We start from the raw sequence: 18,075 nt of genomic DNA, 5'->3' as shown, positions 1-18,075 counted from the left end.
TTATCTCCCATTCAACAATTTAAATTTATTTATTAGCATCCAAAACAGCTAATACAGCAGATTCAGTTGGAATACTTGGTTGTGCACCAGCATGTGACACCGTTACAGATGAAGCAGCTGATCCATAACGCATAGCTTCAGCTAAATTATCTAAATTAGCATGTAAACGTGTTGCTGTAGCACCAATAAAAGTATCGCCGGCAGCAGTTGTATCAACAGCCTTAACCTTAAATGCTGGAACGACTCCTTCTTCACCATTATCACGCATGTAGAAAGAACCTTCTGAGCCAATTGTAATGATTACGGTATTAATTCCACGTTCAAAATAGTACGCAGCATTGTGTATCATTGAATGTTCATCAGTCACTTCTATCCCAGTCAATAAGAATGTTTCATGTTCATTTGGTGTAATAATATCAGTTAATTCTAATAATTCAGCTGGTAGTCCACCATTTTCAGGCATTGGAGCTGGGTTCAAAATTGTTTTAACACCATGTTCGCGTGCAATCTTGAAACCTTCAATAACTGATTCTGTTGGAATTTCTAATTGCGCAATCAAAAAATCTGATTCAGCAATGGCAGCTTCATGTGCGCGTACATCAGCTGGTGTCATATCAGCATTAGCGCCACCATAAATATGGATAATATTATCGCCTGTTTCGGCTGAAACAGTAATATAAGCTTGTCCAGTTTCTTCAGTATCTGAAACAATCACATGTTCAGTGCTTAAGTTTTCAACATTCATATTCTTTGAGGTATCAAATTCTTTACCAACTTTTGTAATCATGTTAGTCTTTGCACCAGAACGTGCAGCGGCAACACCTTGGTTCAATCCTTTTCCACCCATTGCTTCAACTTGATGATTTGGTGTGTGTAAAGTTTCGCCGCTAGTTGCGAAACGGGGTACAGAAACAACCTTATCAATATTAGTTGAGCCCAAAACAGTAATAACTTTTGCCATAACGTTTCTCCTTCATTTCTTTGATATATTTATCAAATAGAATGTGTATTCGATTACATCAATATAATACATATTATTTGCTTTGGCAAGCGCTTTCTGGTTTTAACTGCTAAAACTACCGACTTTTTCGCCAATTATTGACTAATACAAAAAAACCTGATGACATAAAATTGTCATCAGGTTTTTTATTAATATTAAAGTTTAATTTTGCTTACGATGTTTAATTTGTCATCAAGATCGTAAACAACTGGTTCGCCAGTTGCCATTTCAACGCCCATGATGTCTGCATCAGAGATGTTTTCAATGTATTTTGTAAGGGCACGTAATGAGTTACCATGTGCAGCAACGATTACATTTTTGCCTTCAAGTAATTTAGGAGCGATTTCGTCTTCCCAGAAAGGAATAACACGTTCCAAAGTAACTTTTAAGTTTTCGCCACCTGGGATAGCTTTAGGATCTAAATCAGCATAACGACGATCGTTAGCTGCTGAACCTTCATCAGTTGCGCTTAAAAGTGGAGGTAATGTATCGTATGAACGACGCCATACAAGAACTTGATCTTCACCGAATTGTTCTGCTGCTTCGGCTTTGTTTTGGCCTTGTAATGCACCATAATGACGTTCATTTAAGCGCCATGATTTGATTTCAGGAACCCATAATTGGTCTGAACCTTCAAGTGCGTAATGTAATGTTTTAATAGCACGTGTTAAAACAGATGTATAAGCTTGATCAAATTCGATTCCAGCTTCTTTAATCTTTTTACCAGCTGCTTGTGCTTCAGCAACGCCTTGTTCGCTCAAGTTAACATCTACCCAACCTGTGAAAAGGTTAGATAAGTTCCATTCACTTTGTCCGTGACGAATAAATACTAATTTTGCCATAAGATAAAATCCTCTTTTTCTATTTTTAGTTTACTGGTTTATTTTACACTGAAATGAAATAAATTAATAGTCTAATTTAAGCGATTTAGCTTTGCACTTTTGAGTCCCTTTAACAACTGATCAACAGCTGTTTGAACCGTTCCTAAATCAGTTGCCAAATTCATTCGAATAAAGCCTGGCGTTTCTTCACTAAACCATTGTCCATAATCAATAGCTAAGCCACACTCATTCTGAATAAATTCTTTCATCCGACTGGGATTTACATATGCTGAAAGGTCAATCCACATCAAGTATGTGCCTTCTAGTTCACTAATTTTAATTTCTGGAAATTTATTGACTAATTGGTGGCTGACTTCTAAATAATTGGTCCTTACGATACTCAGAATTTCATCTAACCAAACTGCTCCTGAACGATAAGCCGCCTCTCCAGCAACACATCCCATTAAACTACCCTCAGGTTTGTTCAAACGCTGTACCATTTTATCGTACTTAGCTCGTAATTGCGCGTTTGGAATAATGATATGCGAGTTTTGTAAAGCAGCTAAATTAAATGTTTTTGAGGGAGCATTAACGACAACCATATTATCTCGATAACGACCTTCGTCTATTGATAAAGCTGATACAAATGGTTTTTTTCCCACAATTAAATCTTGATGAATTTCATCCGAAATTACCATCACTTTATTTTCACGACAAATTTCAAAGAGTTGTGTCAGTTCAGCTTCAGTCCAGACGCGACCAACTGGATTATGCGGTGAACAATGAATAAGTAATTTAACGTGATTAGCTTTCATATCTCGTTCAATTGCTTCAAAATCCATTTCATATTGATTATTTTCATGTTTCAAAGGTGTTCGTACGATACGTCTGTTATTATCTTCAATTGCACTATAAAAAGGGTAATATACTGGTGTTTGAACTAAGACGCTATCACCTGGTTCCGTCATTAAATCGACTAATTGATATAATGAATTTACAACCCCTGTTCCAAATCTCATCCATTCCTTATGCAGTTCAATCCCATAGCGAGATTGTTGCCAATCAAAAAAGGCATCATAATATGAATCAGGAATTGTTGAATAACCAAAAACACCATGTTGTACCCGTGCTATTAAAGCATCAGTTACGGCTTTAGGTGCTTTAAAATCCATATCTGCAACCCACAGTGGCAATAATTTATCATCGCCATATTGCTCTTTTAAACTATCCCATTTAACTGAATTTGTATTTTTTCTATTCACTCTAAAATCAGCTAAAAATTTATTTTTCTTTACCATCAGTTTGACTATCCTTCCTTATTCCTTTAATTTTACCAATCCGTCCTTTAGATCCAGGAATTGACTTCACACCCAAGATATCCAAGAAGAATGTGAAAATGGGAATTCCGACAATCAAGCCCCACGTTCCAAATAATTCTTCACTGACTAACAAGATTACAAATGTAAAGAATATAGGTAGTTCTGTCCGACTTGACATAAATTTAGGATTTAATACATATGATTCTAATAAATGAACGACCATTAACATAATTAAGATGTAAACCACATCACGTACGCCACCAACCGAATAACCAACTAAACTTAATGGAATACATGAAATTAATACCCCTGCGACTGGAATTAAACTTAATAAGAAAATTAATATTCCTAAAGGCAAGAGCTGTGGCATATGCATGAAGTACAACCCAATCACAGTAATAACTGTATTAACAGTTGCGATAAAGAATTGTGCTTCAATAACGACACCAAATGATTTAACAAATTTTTCACCAAAGAAGTAAATATCCTGGAAAAACCAACCAAAATCACTTGATAAAAAGTTTTTTGAGAAATGTGTCATCTGATCTTTTTCAATCGTATAAAAGAAGCTTAAAATAAGCGATAATAAAAATGTTGCTGCCATAAAACCAATGCTCGTTATATATTGAAATACAAGCGTAAAACTACTTTTTAATTGTGGCACAATTTGAGATTTACCAATAGATTTAAGTACCCATTCCATCACAAGATTTGTATCTTTACCTGGATGACGATAAAAATTAATCACATAATGTGCCATTGAAACTGTTTGCGAAACTAAAATAGGAAAATACTTAGTAACTGCCAAATAAAGCAGCGCGATAATTGCCAGATATACTCCTATAACAATTATTCGACTATTAATTGATGAATGTCTTTGAATAACATTTATCAATCGGACTACTAAATATGTAAATATAAAAGTTAATAGAACAATGCTAATGACATCTTTCGCAAGAAAAATAACACCCATAATTACACAAAGTACAACAAATCTACGTAACTTAATATTTTCAATAAAACTTTGCCAAATTTCCAATAGACACACTCCTTTAACTATAGTCTTCATTGTACAAAATATTTACTAAAATGTCTGTAATTCTTACCTTTTTGTTCTAAAATAATTATCTCTCCGGAAAGTTGACGACTTGTCGTCTATTAAAACTTATGGTTAACTATGAAGATTGACTCTACGAAAGGAGTACTCTTGTATGGCTGAATTAATTTACAAACAACTGATTAGTAAACTTAAAAAAAGAATCGCTGCAGATGAATTTCCCGACATGAAACTCCCTGATGAACGTAGTTTGAGTGAAACTTATAAAATTAGTCGTAGTTCAGTAAAACGAGCTCTTAGCCAAATGGCTAACGACGGTATTATTTTTAAAAAACGCGGTTCCGGCACCTTCATTAATCCCTTATATTTAAAAAATAAAACCGTTTTTAATTATGAAGGCTCTAACTTAGGTGTTACAGACGGATTTGAAATGAATGGTAAAAGCCCTAAAGTTAAAGTACTAAGTTTTGAAGTTATTGCGCCCTCAGAAGATTTACAACGCAATCTTTTCTTAGACACAGATGATTTTGTCTACAAGATTGTTCGCTTACGTTTATTTGAAAAAACGCCTTTTATGATTGAAACAGGCTATATTCCAATTAAGATTGTTCCTAATTTATCTCAAACAATTGTTAAAGGATCAATTTTTAATTATTTGGAGGATATTCAGAATCAATCAGTTACTAAATCGTCGCTTTCAATCTACGCTGAACCATCAGACGAAAATGATCAAAAACTTTTAAATTTAAAACCAACTGAACCAGTTAGTATAATGGATGGTATTTTCTTCTTAGATAATGGTACCCCATTTGAATATTCAAGTATGAGATTTCATTATAAATTTTCTAAATTTAATACTTTCATGGCCGTTAAATAGGCTATTTAACGGCTTTTTATTTACTTTTTAAAATAATTGGTACGTTCCAATGAATTAAATGATTGACTTTTATTTAATGTTTGTTATTATGAACATATAGAAAGCGCTATAACTTTAGCAAATAAAACATATAGGAGTGTGTAACTATGACAGAAACTGATTTTTCATCTAAATCATATTTAGATAAAGTTGATGCTTGGTGGCGTGCAGCAAACTACCTTTCAGTTGGACAACTTTATTTAAAACAAAATCCATTATTACAAACTGAAGTCGTACCTGAAGACATCAAAGTTAACCCTATTGGTCATTGGGGAACAATCTCAGGCCAAAACTTTATTTACGCTCATTTAAACCGTGCAATTAATAAATATAACTTAAACATGTTCTATATTGAAGGACCTGGTCATGGTGGCCAAGTTATGGTTTCTAATGCTTACCTTGATGGTAGTTATACAGAAATCTACCCAACAATCACTGAAGACTTAACTGGTATGCAAAAATTGTTCAAACAATTTTCATTCCCAGGTGGTGTCGCTTCTCATGCTGCTCCTGAAACACCAGGATCAATCCATGAAGGTGGCGAATTAGGTTATTCATTATCTCATGCCGCTGGTGCTATTCTTGATAACCCTGACGTAATTGCTGCTACAGTAATTGGTGATGGTGAATCAGAAACTGGACCATTAGCAGCAAGTTGGTTCTCAAATGTCTTCATTAACCCAGTTAATGATGGTGCTGTATTACCAATCCTTGATATGAATGGTTTCAAAATCTCAAATCCTACAATTTTATCACGTAAATCTGATGCAGATTTAACAAAATACTTTGAAGGTATGGGTTGGGATCCAATTTTCGTTGAAGGAACTGATCCTGAGATCATCCATCCTGAAATGGCTAAAAAAATGGATCTTGCTATCGAAAAAATTAAAGCAATCCAAACTGAAGCTCGCAAACACCCAGCTGAAGAAGCAACAATGCCTAAATGGCCTGTTATGATTGTTCGTACACCAAAAGGCTGGACTGGTCCAGAAGTCTGGAACAACGAACCAATCGAAGGCTCATTCCGTGCTCATCAAGTTCCAATTCCTGTAGACCAACGTCACATGGAACATGTTGATGCTCTTGTTAAATGGATGAAATCATACCGTCCAGAAGAATTATTTACAAAAGACGGTCAATTAATTCCTGAACTAAAAGAAATGGCACCTAAAGGCAACCAACGTATGGCAATGAACCCTATTACTAACGGTGGTATTAATCCTCAAAAATTAGTTATGCCTGATTGGAAGAAAAATGCTGTTGATACATCAACTCCAGGTGCTGTTACAGCACAAGATATGATTATTTTCGGTGACTTCGCTCGTGATATTATTGAAGAAAACCCTAAAAACTTCCGTATCTTCGGACCAGATGAAACAAAATCAAACCGTTTGAATGCTATCTTTGAAGCTACTAACCGTCAATGGTTAGAACCAATCAAAGAAGGTAACGACGAATGGCAAAGTCCTGTAGGCCGTGTTCTTGATTCACAATTATCAGAACATCAAGCTGAAGGTTGGATGGAAGGTTATGTCTTAACTGGACGTCATGGTTTCTTCGCTAGTTATGAATCATTCTTACGTGTCGTTGATTCAATGTTGACACAACATTTCAAGTGGTTACGTAAAGCCAAAGAACAAACATGGCGTAAACAATACCCATCATTGAATGTTATTGCAACATCAACTGTATTCCAACAAGATCACAATGGTTATACTCATCAAGATCCAGGTATGCTTGGTCATTTAGCTGATAAGAAACCTGAATTTATCCGTGAATATACACCTGCTGATTCTAACAGTTTATTAGCTGTTATGAATAAGACTCTTCAAAGTGAAGAACTTATTAACTTAATCGTTTCAAGTAAACAACCACGTCCTCAATTCTACTCAGCTGATGAAGCTCAAGAACTTGTTGACAATGGTTTGAAAGTTATCGATTGGGCAAGTACTGCTAAGGGCGATGATGCTGATCTTGTTATTGCTGCTGCTGGTTCAGAACCTAACTTAGAAGCTTTAGCTGCTGTTAGTCTTTTAAACTCAGCATTCCCAGAATTGAAGATTCGTTTCATCAATATTGTAGATATCTTAAAATTACGTCATCCTAAGATTGACCCTCGTGGTTTCTCTGATGAAGAATTTGACGGTTACTTTACAACTGATAAACCAGTCGTATTCGCATTCCATGGTTTCGAAGCTATGGTTCGTGACATCTTCTATGATCGTCATAACCACAATGTTTCAATCCATGGTTACCGTGAAAATGGTGATATCACTACACCATTCGATATGCGTGTCTTGAACCAAATGGATCGTTACAACCTTGCTAAAGATGCTGTCTTACAAGCTGGCAACTTAGGCGCTGCAGGCGATAAATTTGTTAAAGAAATGGAAGCTATGGTTGCTAAACATGAATCATACATCCGTGAAAATGGTGATGATCTTCCAGAAGTTAATAACTGGAAATGGACTCCACTAAAATAGTAAAACTTTAAACGAAAAGAGAACCGCAATTGCGGTTCTCTTTTCGTTATCATTAAAAATCATTCTTTTGTGAGCTGTCCATCTCGCATAAAAAATGTTTGGTCTGTATATGCCAAGACATCTTCATCATGTGAAACCATAATAATCGTTTGTCCCGTCTTTTTAGTAATATCGGCTAGCTGGGCTGCAACTTGCTTCGCTCTTTTGCTATCTAAGCTTGCCGTTGGCTCATCAGCAAAGATGAGCTCCGGTTGCCCAAATAATGCTCTAGCGATTGCAACGCGTTGTCTTTGACCACCTGAAAGACTAGCAGGATATTGATTTCTTTGGTCCCATACACCTAAGTCACGTAACATCATTTCGGGATTACGACTTTCTTTTTTAGTTTTCATTTTATTGACTAATTCAAATTGTTCTAAAACGGTTAAAAATGGGACTAAATTAGACCCTTGTAAAATAAACCCAAATTCATTAAATCGTAACCTAGTTCGCTCTTTTTCGCTTAATTGTCCGATCTCTTGATCTTTAAAATAAATTGTTCCATCGGTTAATCCTTGTAATCCACCCATAATGGTCAGCAACGTTGTTTTTCCAGATCCTGATGGACCTGTCAAGCCAATAAACGTCCCTTTCTCAACAACTAAATCAATATTATCAAGAGCCAACTTTTTATTATCACCTTTTCCAAATGTTTTAGAAACATCAGATAATTGCATTAAACTCATTTAGACACCTCCAATTGCATCAAGTGGATCAACACGTAATATTTTAAAAATGGAGAATAGTGATCCTAGAATGATCATCAATAATAAGATAACCGAAAATCCTACGACTAAGAAGACATTATTTAAAAATGGGACGGCAGCTGGTAACGATAGCGCTGTTGCCACATCTGCAATAATACCCAATCCAATTCCTAGTAAACCTAGTAATGACGACTCCCAAATTAAGCTTTTAACCAAAGTCCCACTAGAAACTCCTTGTGCACGTAACACGCCATAAACGGCTGTTTTTTCAATGGTTAAAATATACATAAAGATACCTACGATAAACGCAATAATGACAAATAAGGCGCCAATCATTAACGTAAAGGTCTTCACTTCTGGACCATATCCCGGTATGTTGTTAATCACCTTGTCCATTGTTAATGTCGCTAATTGTTGATCTTTTTTAATTTTAGCTGAATTTTTTAAAACAACTGCATTAATTTTTTCAGTCGGATTGTCCGGGCCATAACGTAACGTTTGATAGTCAGCTAATTGTAAATAGACAACTGGTGCTGTTGTGTATTTATTACCCGTCGTTATCCCCACTACTTTATATTCTTGTTTCGCATTATTAATTTTTATTTTTTGGCCTAATTTAGTGGCATCTAATCCATTATCAACAACTACTTCGTTAACTTTCTGCGGCATTCTGCCTTGAACTAATTTAGGCTTCAAAAATTGATTAAATTGAACTCCAAAAACACTAATATTAGCTTTTGGTTCGTTTTTCCGACTAGCAACGCCCATCATTTGACCTAAATAAGCGTAGTCTGATTTTGACCCTGAAATCTTAGGAAGTGAGTCTTTTTGTATCTCGGAAGATGCCAAATTATTATTCGCATACTGACTGATAACAATGTTATCCGCATCCCAATTATCAATTGAAGACCGATTATTGTTCGCAAGCCCAAAAGCCAATCCCGTTAAAAAAAAATGAGATATGAAACTAAAAAGATGGTGAAAATAATCAGACCATACCGAAGTTTATTATATTTAATCTCTTTAACAGCTAAGTACATGTCATATTCCCCCTTATTTCTACTATATAATAACTTTGCACCAAATTAAAAGTAAACGTTTTCAGTGGAGGTTAAGAAAAAAGCATAATCCTAAAATTTAGAATCACACTCTTAAAATACTAATTTATTTGTAATCTCGCGCTGCAATAGCTTTAACACTTGTTGTTTCTTTAACAGCCTGTTTAATAATTTTTACAACATCTGAATCACTAAATGAGTTAGGGTTAACACCAGCAAATTTAATTGAGTCTCGTGCTGCCTTAATACGTGATGCTGTAATTGCTTTACCGTTACCATCTACTATGTTAGATGAACTTGTTGTATATTCATTCGAACCTGAATACGATGATGCAGCGGCTTGTTCTTCTGACGTCAACGTAGCTGACGAATTGTTTTTTATTTCTGGTATACTATACTCCGACCCATAACCACTACTTTTAGATGATGGTGTTGAACTTTTCGAACTACTTGAAGAACTGCTTGAAGAACTACTTGTTGGGTAGCCAATCGTTGCCAAATTCTTATCATTTTTTTGTTGTAAGTCTGTTGCTTTTTTCTTTAAATCTGAGTAATAATTTTTATCAATACTACTATCTTTTAAGATTTCAGTTAATTTATCGTTTGATGCTGTGTAGCTATATTCTGTATTTAAATTCATTGCTTCATTATATGTTTTTATGAATAGCGCACGTTTTTCAAGAACCGTTGTTAATTCTTTTTTCAAATTTGTTGCTCGTTTTTTAATGACTGCTGATCCATCATGATCCGCTAGCACGATGCTAATTGCATCCTTTGCTTTACTATACTGACGATCTTCAGTTTTGTTAATTACTGCCTTGTAATGTGTCACCTGTGTCTTGTAAGCTTGTGCAGTCGCATCATTTGATTTCTTTTTTAAAGCGACATCAAAATAATTTTCTGCCTCAGTATATTCTGCATCTTGAATCGCAGTTTTACCGTTCTTCATGGCTGTATTATAATTTTTATTTGCTTCTGCATGTTTCGTTAAACCGTAGCCACCAAACATACCTACTATAACAACTGCAACTAATCCCCATACCCATTTTTTCATTTTAACCACACCTCTTATCCCTATATTTATATCGCTGTTATTATATCATGGAACATCCTTCAACCGTTATTCAAAATAAGAATTTAGTCCCTGAGAGAAACTAAATTCTTATTTACTTAATTTATAATATAAGTGACAACAGCATAATAGCGCAAAGTCCAAGTACAACAGATAATCCCATTGATCTCGTACGATATGCGATTGCGAATACAACCACAGCCGCTATTAATTTTGTGACGTTATCTACGCCCACAAATTGAAAACTTGAATCAATAAAAAGGTCTTTAAAAACTAATGCTGAAAATAACGCAACGGGTACATACTTCATCCATTCATTAAACCATTCTGGGATTTCTCGAGATGAAAAAATTCGTAATGGAATAAATCGCGGTAAATATGCAACAATTGCAGATAAAATAATTAATAAAAAATGATCCATTGTTGTCATTTCCATAGTTAACTTTCCTCAGAAACTTTAGACTTTCTACTTATTGTATGTCGACTTGCTTTTGGTTTAATCGTATTTAATAATTTATTTCGTTTACCTTTTCTAACAATTTCATGTTCAATAATAAATCCAACAAAGGAAGCTAGTAAAGTTGCTACAACTAATCCCATCGTACTTTGGAACAATGACATGAAAATAATTGCTAAAATACCTGAAAGAATACTAATAATAATTGTGAGATAATTTTTAAGTTGCATGACTATCATGTAAATAAATAATGAAGTTAATGCAAATTCAACAATGCTTAAATTAATTTTTAACCCAGCACCAATTAAACTACCTGCAATATTACTCATCGTCCAAAATAATAATGAATAATGTTCAACCATCAAGGCATCTTTTGGTTTCCATTCTTTATCTGTTGCAAATTTTAAATAGTTTACTGCGTAATTTTCATCGTTTAGTGATGCCGCAAATATGTATAAAAACTTACGACTAGTTCCTCGAATGTACTGTGACAAACTAGCACCTAATAACGCATACCGTAATTCTAAGAAAAATAGCATAGTAACAATTGAAAGAATTGGCGACTGAATCGTCAACATTGATGCAATTAAAAACTGTGCACCACCTGAAAAGACAAGTATGGAAACTAATCCTGCTAATATCGTATTGAAGCCTGCTGCATGCAACAAAATACCACATGCGAGTCCAATTGGGACGTAACTCAGGCAAAGCGGCATCGCAATTTTAAGAACTGTGAGCCAGCGTTTCTCTGTTTCTTTCACGATAGTCCTCCAATAATATAAAGTTGGTTTAACGATATAAATTATAGCATACATCTGTTTCTTAATACTCATTATTTAGTAACTCTAATCAAAAAGTTATCCAATAATGATCTGTTCTGATGGAAAACGATACTTTTCATCCCGTTCTTTTTTCGAAACAAAGAATATTAACATGTATAACATCCCTACGCGTCCAACAAACATCAAAATAATAATGACCATTTTACCGATAATGCTTAATGAACTGGTAATTCCCGTTGATAATCCCGTCGTTCCAAAAGCAGAAGTTACTTCTACAATCAGCGAAATCAACGAATGATTCTCCGTAATACTTAAAATAAAGACCGCGATTAAACACATAAATATCGATAGGTTAACAACTACTACTGATTTTTGAATATCATTTTCATGAATCCTTCTATTAAAAATATTCACATTCTTATGTCCACGAATAAACGATAACAAATATAATCCTAAAATCCCAATTGTTGTTGTTCGAACACCACCACCAACTGAACTTGGACTAGCACCAATAAACATTAACATAGAAAAAATCAATAAGGTTGTCGTATTAAAATCACTAATTTGATTAATTTGTAGTCCGGCATTACGCGTTGTAATACTATAAAACATAGCTGTCATAACTCTCTCAACGAAATCCTTATGTGCAAAATAACCATTATGTTCAGATAAGAAAATTAATATTGTTCCAATAAAGAAAAATCCAATCGCAAAACTACCTGCTAATTTTGTAAATAATGAAAATCTAAATTTTTTATGTCCTGGTTTGAACCACGTAACCTTGATCCACGCTAAAATTTCAATAATAACGGGAAATCCTAAACCACCTATAAAAATTAAAATCATAATTAAAAATAAAAAGACGTAATCTTTCGAATAAGGGATAATAGATTTCCCAGTAACGTCAAATCCCGCATTTGTTAACGCAGATATTGCAATATAAAAGCCATCAAAAATTGACGCAGCTAGATGTTCAAAGCCATCACGTACATATAAATAAATTGAAAATATCACACCAAAAAAAGCTTGAATCCCTAGCATAATGCCGAAAATTGAATAAACTAAACGAACATTTCCACTTAAATGCGGTTGATTCATATCAGTTTGAATTAGCCTGCGTTGTTGCAACCCAATGCGTCGACCAGCAATTACCATAATAAACGTTGAGAGCATTGTTATACCAAAACCACCTATTTGAAAAAGCATTTCTAGTAAGATGATACCGTTATTGTTATAGACTTGCTCTAACGGAAATGTGGTTAATCCTGTAACACTAACCGTTGAGACTGCCATGAATATTGTATCAATAAATGGCACACTAGCACCAGGTTGTTTGAAGAACGGAAGGCATAATAAAATACTTGTTACTACAATCAATGCTAAATAGTAAAAGACAACAATTTGTACGGGAGAGGCCAACAAACTAGCTTTATCTAGATATTTCTGGATCCACCTATTCATTCTGACTTCCCCCTTTTAGTTTAATTTAAAAAAAGAGATTAGCGCTAAGTACGCACGCTAATCTCTAATCCTGATTATTTAATTAATTCTAATCCTGCATAACTAACAACAATTTTATGTTTTAATTCTTCAGCTGTTTCATTCTTAATAAATTCCTTATCGAATTTAATAATAGCCGAATTTTTTAGTTGTTTTTCAACGACACCAGTAAAGAACTCGTTATTTGTTTCAAAACTAACACGTGTATCAGCTGGAAATGGAATTCCTTTTTCGTTAACTTCAACATTTTTTTCATCAAAATGACTTAACATAATTTGGCCTCCTATTGTTTTAAATATTAATAGTAACAGTATACCGCTTTTTAGTTATTATTACGACCATTAGGACTAAGATTAAGAACCTCAATTTAATTAACCCATTCTAAATATATTCAATCAAAAAAATAGAGCCCGCAAAATTAATTTTGCGTAACTCTATTTAATAATCTATTTTTCTAAATCTTGTAATTTTTGATTATCATCTAATTGTGATTTACCAGCAAGTCCAACTCTTTGAAGAATTTGCATAGCAACCCATAATAGAACTAATGAAACGATAGCGAAGATTGCAAGAACAAATACGCTCATGCCAATTTGTCCACTAACCATTCCAGAAGTTAATGACTCACGGAACCCTAAGGTTGAGTATGTCATTGGTAAGAATGGATGGATGGCATTAAAAAAGCTATTCGTAACTTCCATTGGGAACGTACCACCAGCGCCACCTAATTGTAACATCAAGAGAACCATGGCCACGAATCGACCAGGATTATCAAATGCCATAGCAAGTGCCATAACAAGATACATCGATGTTAACGAGAATACTGTTGCAATTAAGTAAGTTTCAGCAATATGGTCTGCTTGTAATCCAAACATAAGCATCCCTGTAACTTCAACAAGTGCCATACCAAGGGCAACGACAGTTCCAATAGCAACTTTACTCCAGAACCAAGCTGTTGCTGATTGACCTTCAGTTGAAATTTTACGGATTGGGAATGCAAAGTTAAAGACGATTGCCCCAACGTATAATGCAAGTGAAAGAACATATGGTGCTAAAGCATGTCCATAGTTAGGAACATAACTGTAATTCTTATGTTCCAATTCTGAAGGTGCTGCAAACATATTAGCTGTCTTGTTAGTTGCTTTAATTCCATTAACTGTATCTGATCCTGTTTTAAGAGCAGTAGCTAATGTTTTTGACCCTTTTTTAAGTGATTTAGAACCATCACCTAATTTAGCTGAGTTATCATCTAATTTTTGAGTCCCTGCAGCTAATTTATCAACTCCAGCAACAAGTGTTGGTACTTGTTCATTCAAGCTTACTAAACCATTTGATAATGTACCTGAGCCAGTAGCTAATTGACTAACTCCTGATGTCAATGTTGGTACTGATCCATTCAATGTTGATAATCCAGTACTTAATTGACTCGAGCCTGATACTAAGGCACTGTTGTTTCCAATTAATGTTTTAGAACCATTATTAGCACTTAATACACCTGCAGTGTATTTTTGTACACTTGGAATTAAGCCAGGAGTTTTATCTGTACCATTTAACCCAGCCATAATTTGACCTAATCCAGCATTTAGTAAGTCTGTTGCTTGGATAGCACCATAAGGACTTTCCTTTGTGCCAGAACCTGTCTGCGTTAAACCAGTTTTAACAGTATTTAATCCAGCCATTAGTTTATCAATGGCTTTCTTAGCACCTGCTGTTACTTGTGGTTCTTGAGCAGATAACTCGGCAACACCCGCCTTTAATGCTTGTAATTTAGGTAGTAATTCTTGAATAGCTGCTAATTCTTTTTGAATCGATTTTAATTTGTCACCGTTATCAGTCAACGGTGTTGTCATATCAGATAAATCTGTTTTAATTTTTGTTGTATTATTACCTGATGCTGCTAAACTTGTGCCAGCAGTTTGAAGATTACTTCCTAATCCATTAACAGAAGCAGCAATACTTTTTGCTAACGTTGGATTAGATTTCTCTAAAGCTGCAAAATCAGGTGATTTTACAAAGGTAACTAAAGCACCCATATTACTTTGCGCATCCTTAAGTTGTGCAGCAACACTGGATGCGTTAGTTGTACTATAAAGACTATTATTTAATTCACTCAATTGTGAACCAGCATCTGTTGCTTTAGCGGCAACAAGTTTAGTATTAGCTCCAATTTGAGTTAAATCGGCTGTTAATTTTTTAGCATCAATATTAGGCGCATTTGTGCCATTTAATTCAGAATTCAACTTAGAAATTCCTGAATCTAATGCTGTAAATCCAGCCATTAATTTTGCCATTTCAGCTTGTGAATCTGGACTATTTAATTGTGTATCTAAAGTTGCAGCAGACTCCTTCAAGCTTTTAGTTAACGATTGGTTACCCGCTTGAACTGTTGTAATACCACCTCTTAAGGTAATTATTCCATCATTTAATGCTTGAGAATTTGAACTTAATTGACTCAAACCACTATTTAATTCAGTAACTCCATTAGTATAACCTTTTACACCACTTGCTAATGTTGTTGAGCCAGTATCTAGTTTCGATACACCTGAAGCTAATGTACCTGTACTATTATTAAGTTTTGATAATCCAGCACTTAAAGAACCAGCGCCTGTTGCTAATTTTTGAACACCATTTTTTAATGGAACAACACTAGTTGAAAGTGTTTGAACACCATTATTAACAGTTCCTACACCAGTAATGTAGCTATTTAAGCCATCATTCAATGTTACTGTACCATCAGACAATGTTTTAGAACCACTTGCAGCTGTCTTAAAGCCTTTACCGATTGTTTTAACTTGGCCGAAAATAGCTGTTGCATATGCTTTCGTGACTGATTCACGAATTTGGCTATTTAATTGTTTTGCTGCTGTTTCACTGATAACTTCACCAATGTAGTTACGAGATGCATTAGTATCGTACGTGATTTTCATCTTTTTAGGATTTGTATCCATTAAAGTTGCAGCATTTGAAGAGAAGTTTTTAGGCAACGTAATTGTTGTATAGTACTTGTTGTCTTTCATTCCTTGTTTTGCTTGTTTTGCAGAAACGAATGTCCACTTCAATTGGTCATTATTCTTCAACTCTTTTACAAGTTGATCACCAACATCCAATGTCGTTCCATTATATTTAACAGATTCATCGTTATTAACGACTGCTACTGGTAAATCACTTGTTTTGCCATATGGATCCCAAACTGATTTCAAGAAGAAAGCAGCATACAGAATCGGAATAAGCATCATAACAATTGTTGAAACTAGAAGTATTCTATTCTTTCCAACAAATTTAAATTCATTCTTAATCATTTTCATTAAAATTGGTGCCCCCTAAATTAATTATTTCTACTATAAAATTTTATCGATACGTTATAATATACATCAAATGTCCACGAACAACAAATTTTTATTTTCTTTTTAATGTTTTTTTAATCTTACACGACTAAATTGCCCATATAGACAAAAAAATCACCCTAGAAATCAGAGATGATTTTATTGATTTAAAATAAATTTCCAAAGAAGTTAGTAATTGCACGCCACATAATAACAAAAATGTTAGCTTTTTCAATGGCATCTTTATTCGTTCCTGTAACAGAAAGTGATTTTTTGCCATCAACATAAGATAACGCATTATCTTTACCAGTTAATTTAAGCGTTCCAATATCACTATTAGCCTTAATTGGGGCTTCTAATCCTGTTTTCTTAACTAAATCAGTATTTTCTGATACTTTAGCTGAAATAATCGACTTAACTGTTTCGCCTTTTTTCAACCAAACTTTTTGATTAGATTTAAGCATAACTTTAGTTGTTAATTCTTTACCATGAAATACAGGTAAACTATCGGCGTTTTTAAATATTGTACCAGCCTTGATTGTTTCCACGTTGAACATGTCAAATACATATGACATTATTTTTTGTGTATCTGTAAAACGACTTACATCCGTTTCACTCTTGTGTGATGATCCTAAAACGACCGTAATAATTCGATGACCATCTTTTTTTACAGTTCCTGTAAAACATTCACCAGCTTTGTCAGAAGTACCTGTCTTCAATCCATCAACAGGTAATTCTGTATATGCCTTAGCTAAACCAGGTAACATCCAGTTCCAGTTTTCCATTAGTGTTTGGTCAGATGTTCCTTTATCGAAATATTTACGTTTGATACTTGTTGTTTTTAATACTTCTGGGTACTTTTTAAGTAAGTTTTTAGCAACAATTCCCATATCTTTGGCAGTTAATTCATTTTCATCTGATGCGGCTGAACCGGGGTATCGATCAGCTTTACTGATATCGCTATTAGTTAAACCAGAAACGTTATCAATCTTAGCATCTGTAATTCCCCATGACTTAACCTTTGCACGCATTAATGTTACGAAATCTTTTTGCGATCCCGATACTTCATGAGCAAGTGCCATAATAGCCCCATTTGCTGAGTAAATTAAACTAGCATCATACAGTTGTTTAACTGTGTATGATTTCGTTTTACTCAACGGAACGTTTGATAATGATGTATCCTGGCTAATTTTATAAGAATCGTTATCAATCTTAACTTTTTGATCCCAAGTTAATTTACCACTTTTAATTTGATCTAAAATAACATCAATCGAAATTAATTTTGTCATTGATGCAATTGGTAAAACAGCATCAGCATTTTTTTCATAGATTACTTGTCCAGTATCTGCATCAATTGCTAAAGCAGCTTTAGCTGTTAAATTAATAGCGCTTGAACTGGTTGTTGCAGCTGATACAGATTTAACCTCATCTTGAAGTCCCATTGCTGAAACCCCAGTAAATAGTGCTGCCCCTGAAATAAGCCCAATTACGAATTTCTTTGTACGTTTTAAAAATATCATTTTCTCTTTACCCTCTTAACT

15 protein-coding genes are annotated in these 18,075 nt (G+C 34.3%); 2 read left to right on the top strand and 13 right to left on the bottom strand.

Features of this window, described 5'->3' with window-relative positions:
• Nucleotides 1-25 precede the first annotated feature (25 nt).
• The 4 genes from rbsK to AC1RPJ_RS00575 form a co-directional block, all read right to left on the bottom strand.
• Nucleotides 26-961, bottom strand: a complete 936-nt coding sequence (gene rbsK, locus AC1RPJ_RS00590; protein WP_481761050.1) for a ribokinase — start codon at nucleotides 959-961, stop codon at nucleotides 26-28.
• 194 nt (nucleotides 962-1,155) lie between these two features.
• On the bottom strand, nucleotides 1,156-1,842 hold the full coding sequence (locus AC1RPJ_RS00585) for a 2,3-diphosphoglycerate-dependent phosphoglycerate mutase (protein WP_409021802.1): 687 nt from the start codon (nucleotides 1,840-1,842) through the stop codon (nucleotides 1,156-1,158).
• Nucleotides 1,843-1,913: 71 nt separating this feature from the next.
• Nucleotides 1,914-3,119 (bottom strand): MalY/PatB family protein, encoded by a 1,206-nt coding sequence (locus AC1RPJ_RS00580; RefSeq protein ID WP_481761051.1) that lies wholly within the window; start codon nucleotides 3,117-3,119, stop codon nucleotides 1,914-1,916.
• Nucleotides 3,103-4,179: an AI-2E family transporter gene (locus tag AC1RPJ_RS00575; protein WP_481761052.1), complete on the bottom strand. Its 1,077-nt coding sequence runs from the start codon at nucleotides 4,177-4,179 to the stop codon at nucleotides 3,103-3,105. Before AC1RPJ_RS00575 ends, AC1RPJ_RS00580 begins: the two co-directional genes overlap by 17 nt.
• A 172-nt stretch (nucleotides 4,180-4,351) precedes the next feature.
• Between AC1RPJ_RS00575 and AC1RPJ_RS00570 the strand changes: the two genes are divergently transcribed.
• On the top strand, nucleotides 4,352-5,074 hold the full coding sequence (locus AC1RPJ_RS00570) for a GntR family transcriptional regulator (RefSeq protein ID WP_481761053.1): 723 nt from the start codon (nucleotides 4,352-4,354) through the stop codon (nucleotides 5,072-5,074).
• Between the two features lie 146 nt (nucleotides 5,075-5,220).
• Nucleotides 5,221-7,596 (top strand): phosphoketolase family protein, encoded by a 2,376-nt coding sequence (locus tag AC1RPJ_RS00565; RefSeq protein ID WP_481761054.1) that lies wholly within the window; start codon nucleotides 5,221-5,223, stop codon nucleotides 7,594-7,596.
• A 59-nt stretch (nucleotides 7,597-7,655) separates the two neighbouring features.
• On the opposite strand, the gene AC1RPJ_RS00560 is transcribed toward AC1RPJ_RS00565, so the two are convergent.
• The 9 genes from AC1RPJ_RS00560 to AC1RPJ_RS00520 form a co-directional block, all read right to left on the bottom strand.
• Entirely contained in the window at nucleotides 7,656-8,321 is a 666-nt protein-coding gene (locus AC1RPJ_RS00560) for an ABC transporter ATP-binding protein (RefSeq protein ID WP_481761055.1), read from the bottom strand.
• Nucleotides 8,322-9,281 (bottom strand): ABC transporter permease, encoded by a 960-nt coding sequence (locus AC1RPJ_RS00555; RefSeq protein WP_481761056.1) that lies wholly within the window; start codon nucleotides 9,279-9,281, stop codon nucleotides 8,322-8,324.
• Between the two features lie 225 nt (nucleotides 9,282-9,506).
• Nucleotides 9,507-10,454 carry a hypothetical protein gene (locus AC1RPJ_RS00550; RefSeq protein ID WP_481761057.1) on the bottom strand — a complete coding sequence of 316 codons (948 nt, stop codon included), beginning with the start codon at nucleotides 10,452-10,454 and terminating at the stop codon, nucleotides 9,507-9,509.
• Nucleotides 10,455-10,575: 121 nt separating this feature from the next.
• Nucleotides 10,576-10,908 (bottom strand): AzlD domain-containing protein, encoded by a 333-nt coding sequence (locus AC1RPJ_RS00545; protein WP_409021810.1) that lies wholly within the window; start codon nucleotides 10,906-10,908, stop codon nucleotides 10,576-10,578.
• Nucleotides 10,909-10,910: 2 nt separating this feature from the next.
• Entirely contained in the window at nucleotides 10,911-11,690 is a 780-nt protein-coding gene (locus AC1RPJ_RS00540; RefSeq protein WP_481761058.1) for an AzlC family ABC transporter permease, read from the bottom strand.
• Nucleotides 11,691-11,786: 96 nt separating this feature from the next.
• Complete coding sequence (locus AC1RPJ_RS00535; RefSeq protein ID WP_481761059.1) at nucleotides 11,787-13,172, bottom strand: TrkH family potassium uptake protein; 1,386 nt, start codon at nucleotides 13,170-13,172, stop codon at nucleotides 11,787-11,789.
• A 74-nt stretch (nucleotides 13,173-13,246) separates the two neighbouring features.
• Nucleotides 13,247-13,483, bottom strand: a complete 237-nt coding sequence (locus AC1RPJ_RS00530) for a hypothetical protein (RefSeq protein ID WP_409021814.1) — start codon at nucleotides 13,481-13,483, stop codon at nucleotides 13,247-13,249.
• Nucleotides 13,484-13,657: 174 nt separating this feature from the next.
• A complete protein-coding gene (locus AC1RPJ_RS00525) occupies nucleotides 13,658-16,516 on the bottom strand; it encodes a YhgE/Pip family protein (RefSeq protein ID WP_481761060.1) in 2,859 nt (952 codons plus the stop codon).
• A gap of 185 nt (nucleotides 16,517-16,701) precedes the next feature.
• Nucleotides 16,702-18,054 (bottom strand): serine hydrolase, encoded by a 1,353-nt coding sequence (locus AC1RPJ_RS00520; protein WP_481761061.1) that lies wholly within the window; start codon nucleotides 18,052-18,054, stop codon nucleotides 16,702-16,704.
• Nucleotides 18,055-18,075: the final 21 nt, after the last annotated feature.

It is taken from the genome of Dellaglioa sp. CoH-57-MRSF-17, from assembly GCF_056782015.1.
Note: the sequence above shows the minus strand (reverse complement) of the source record. Positions and strands in the feature narration are given on the sequence as shown.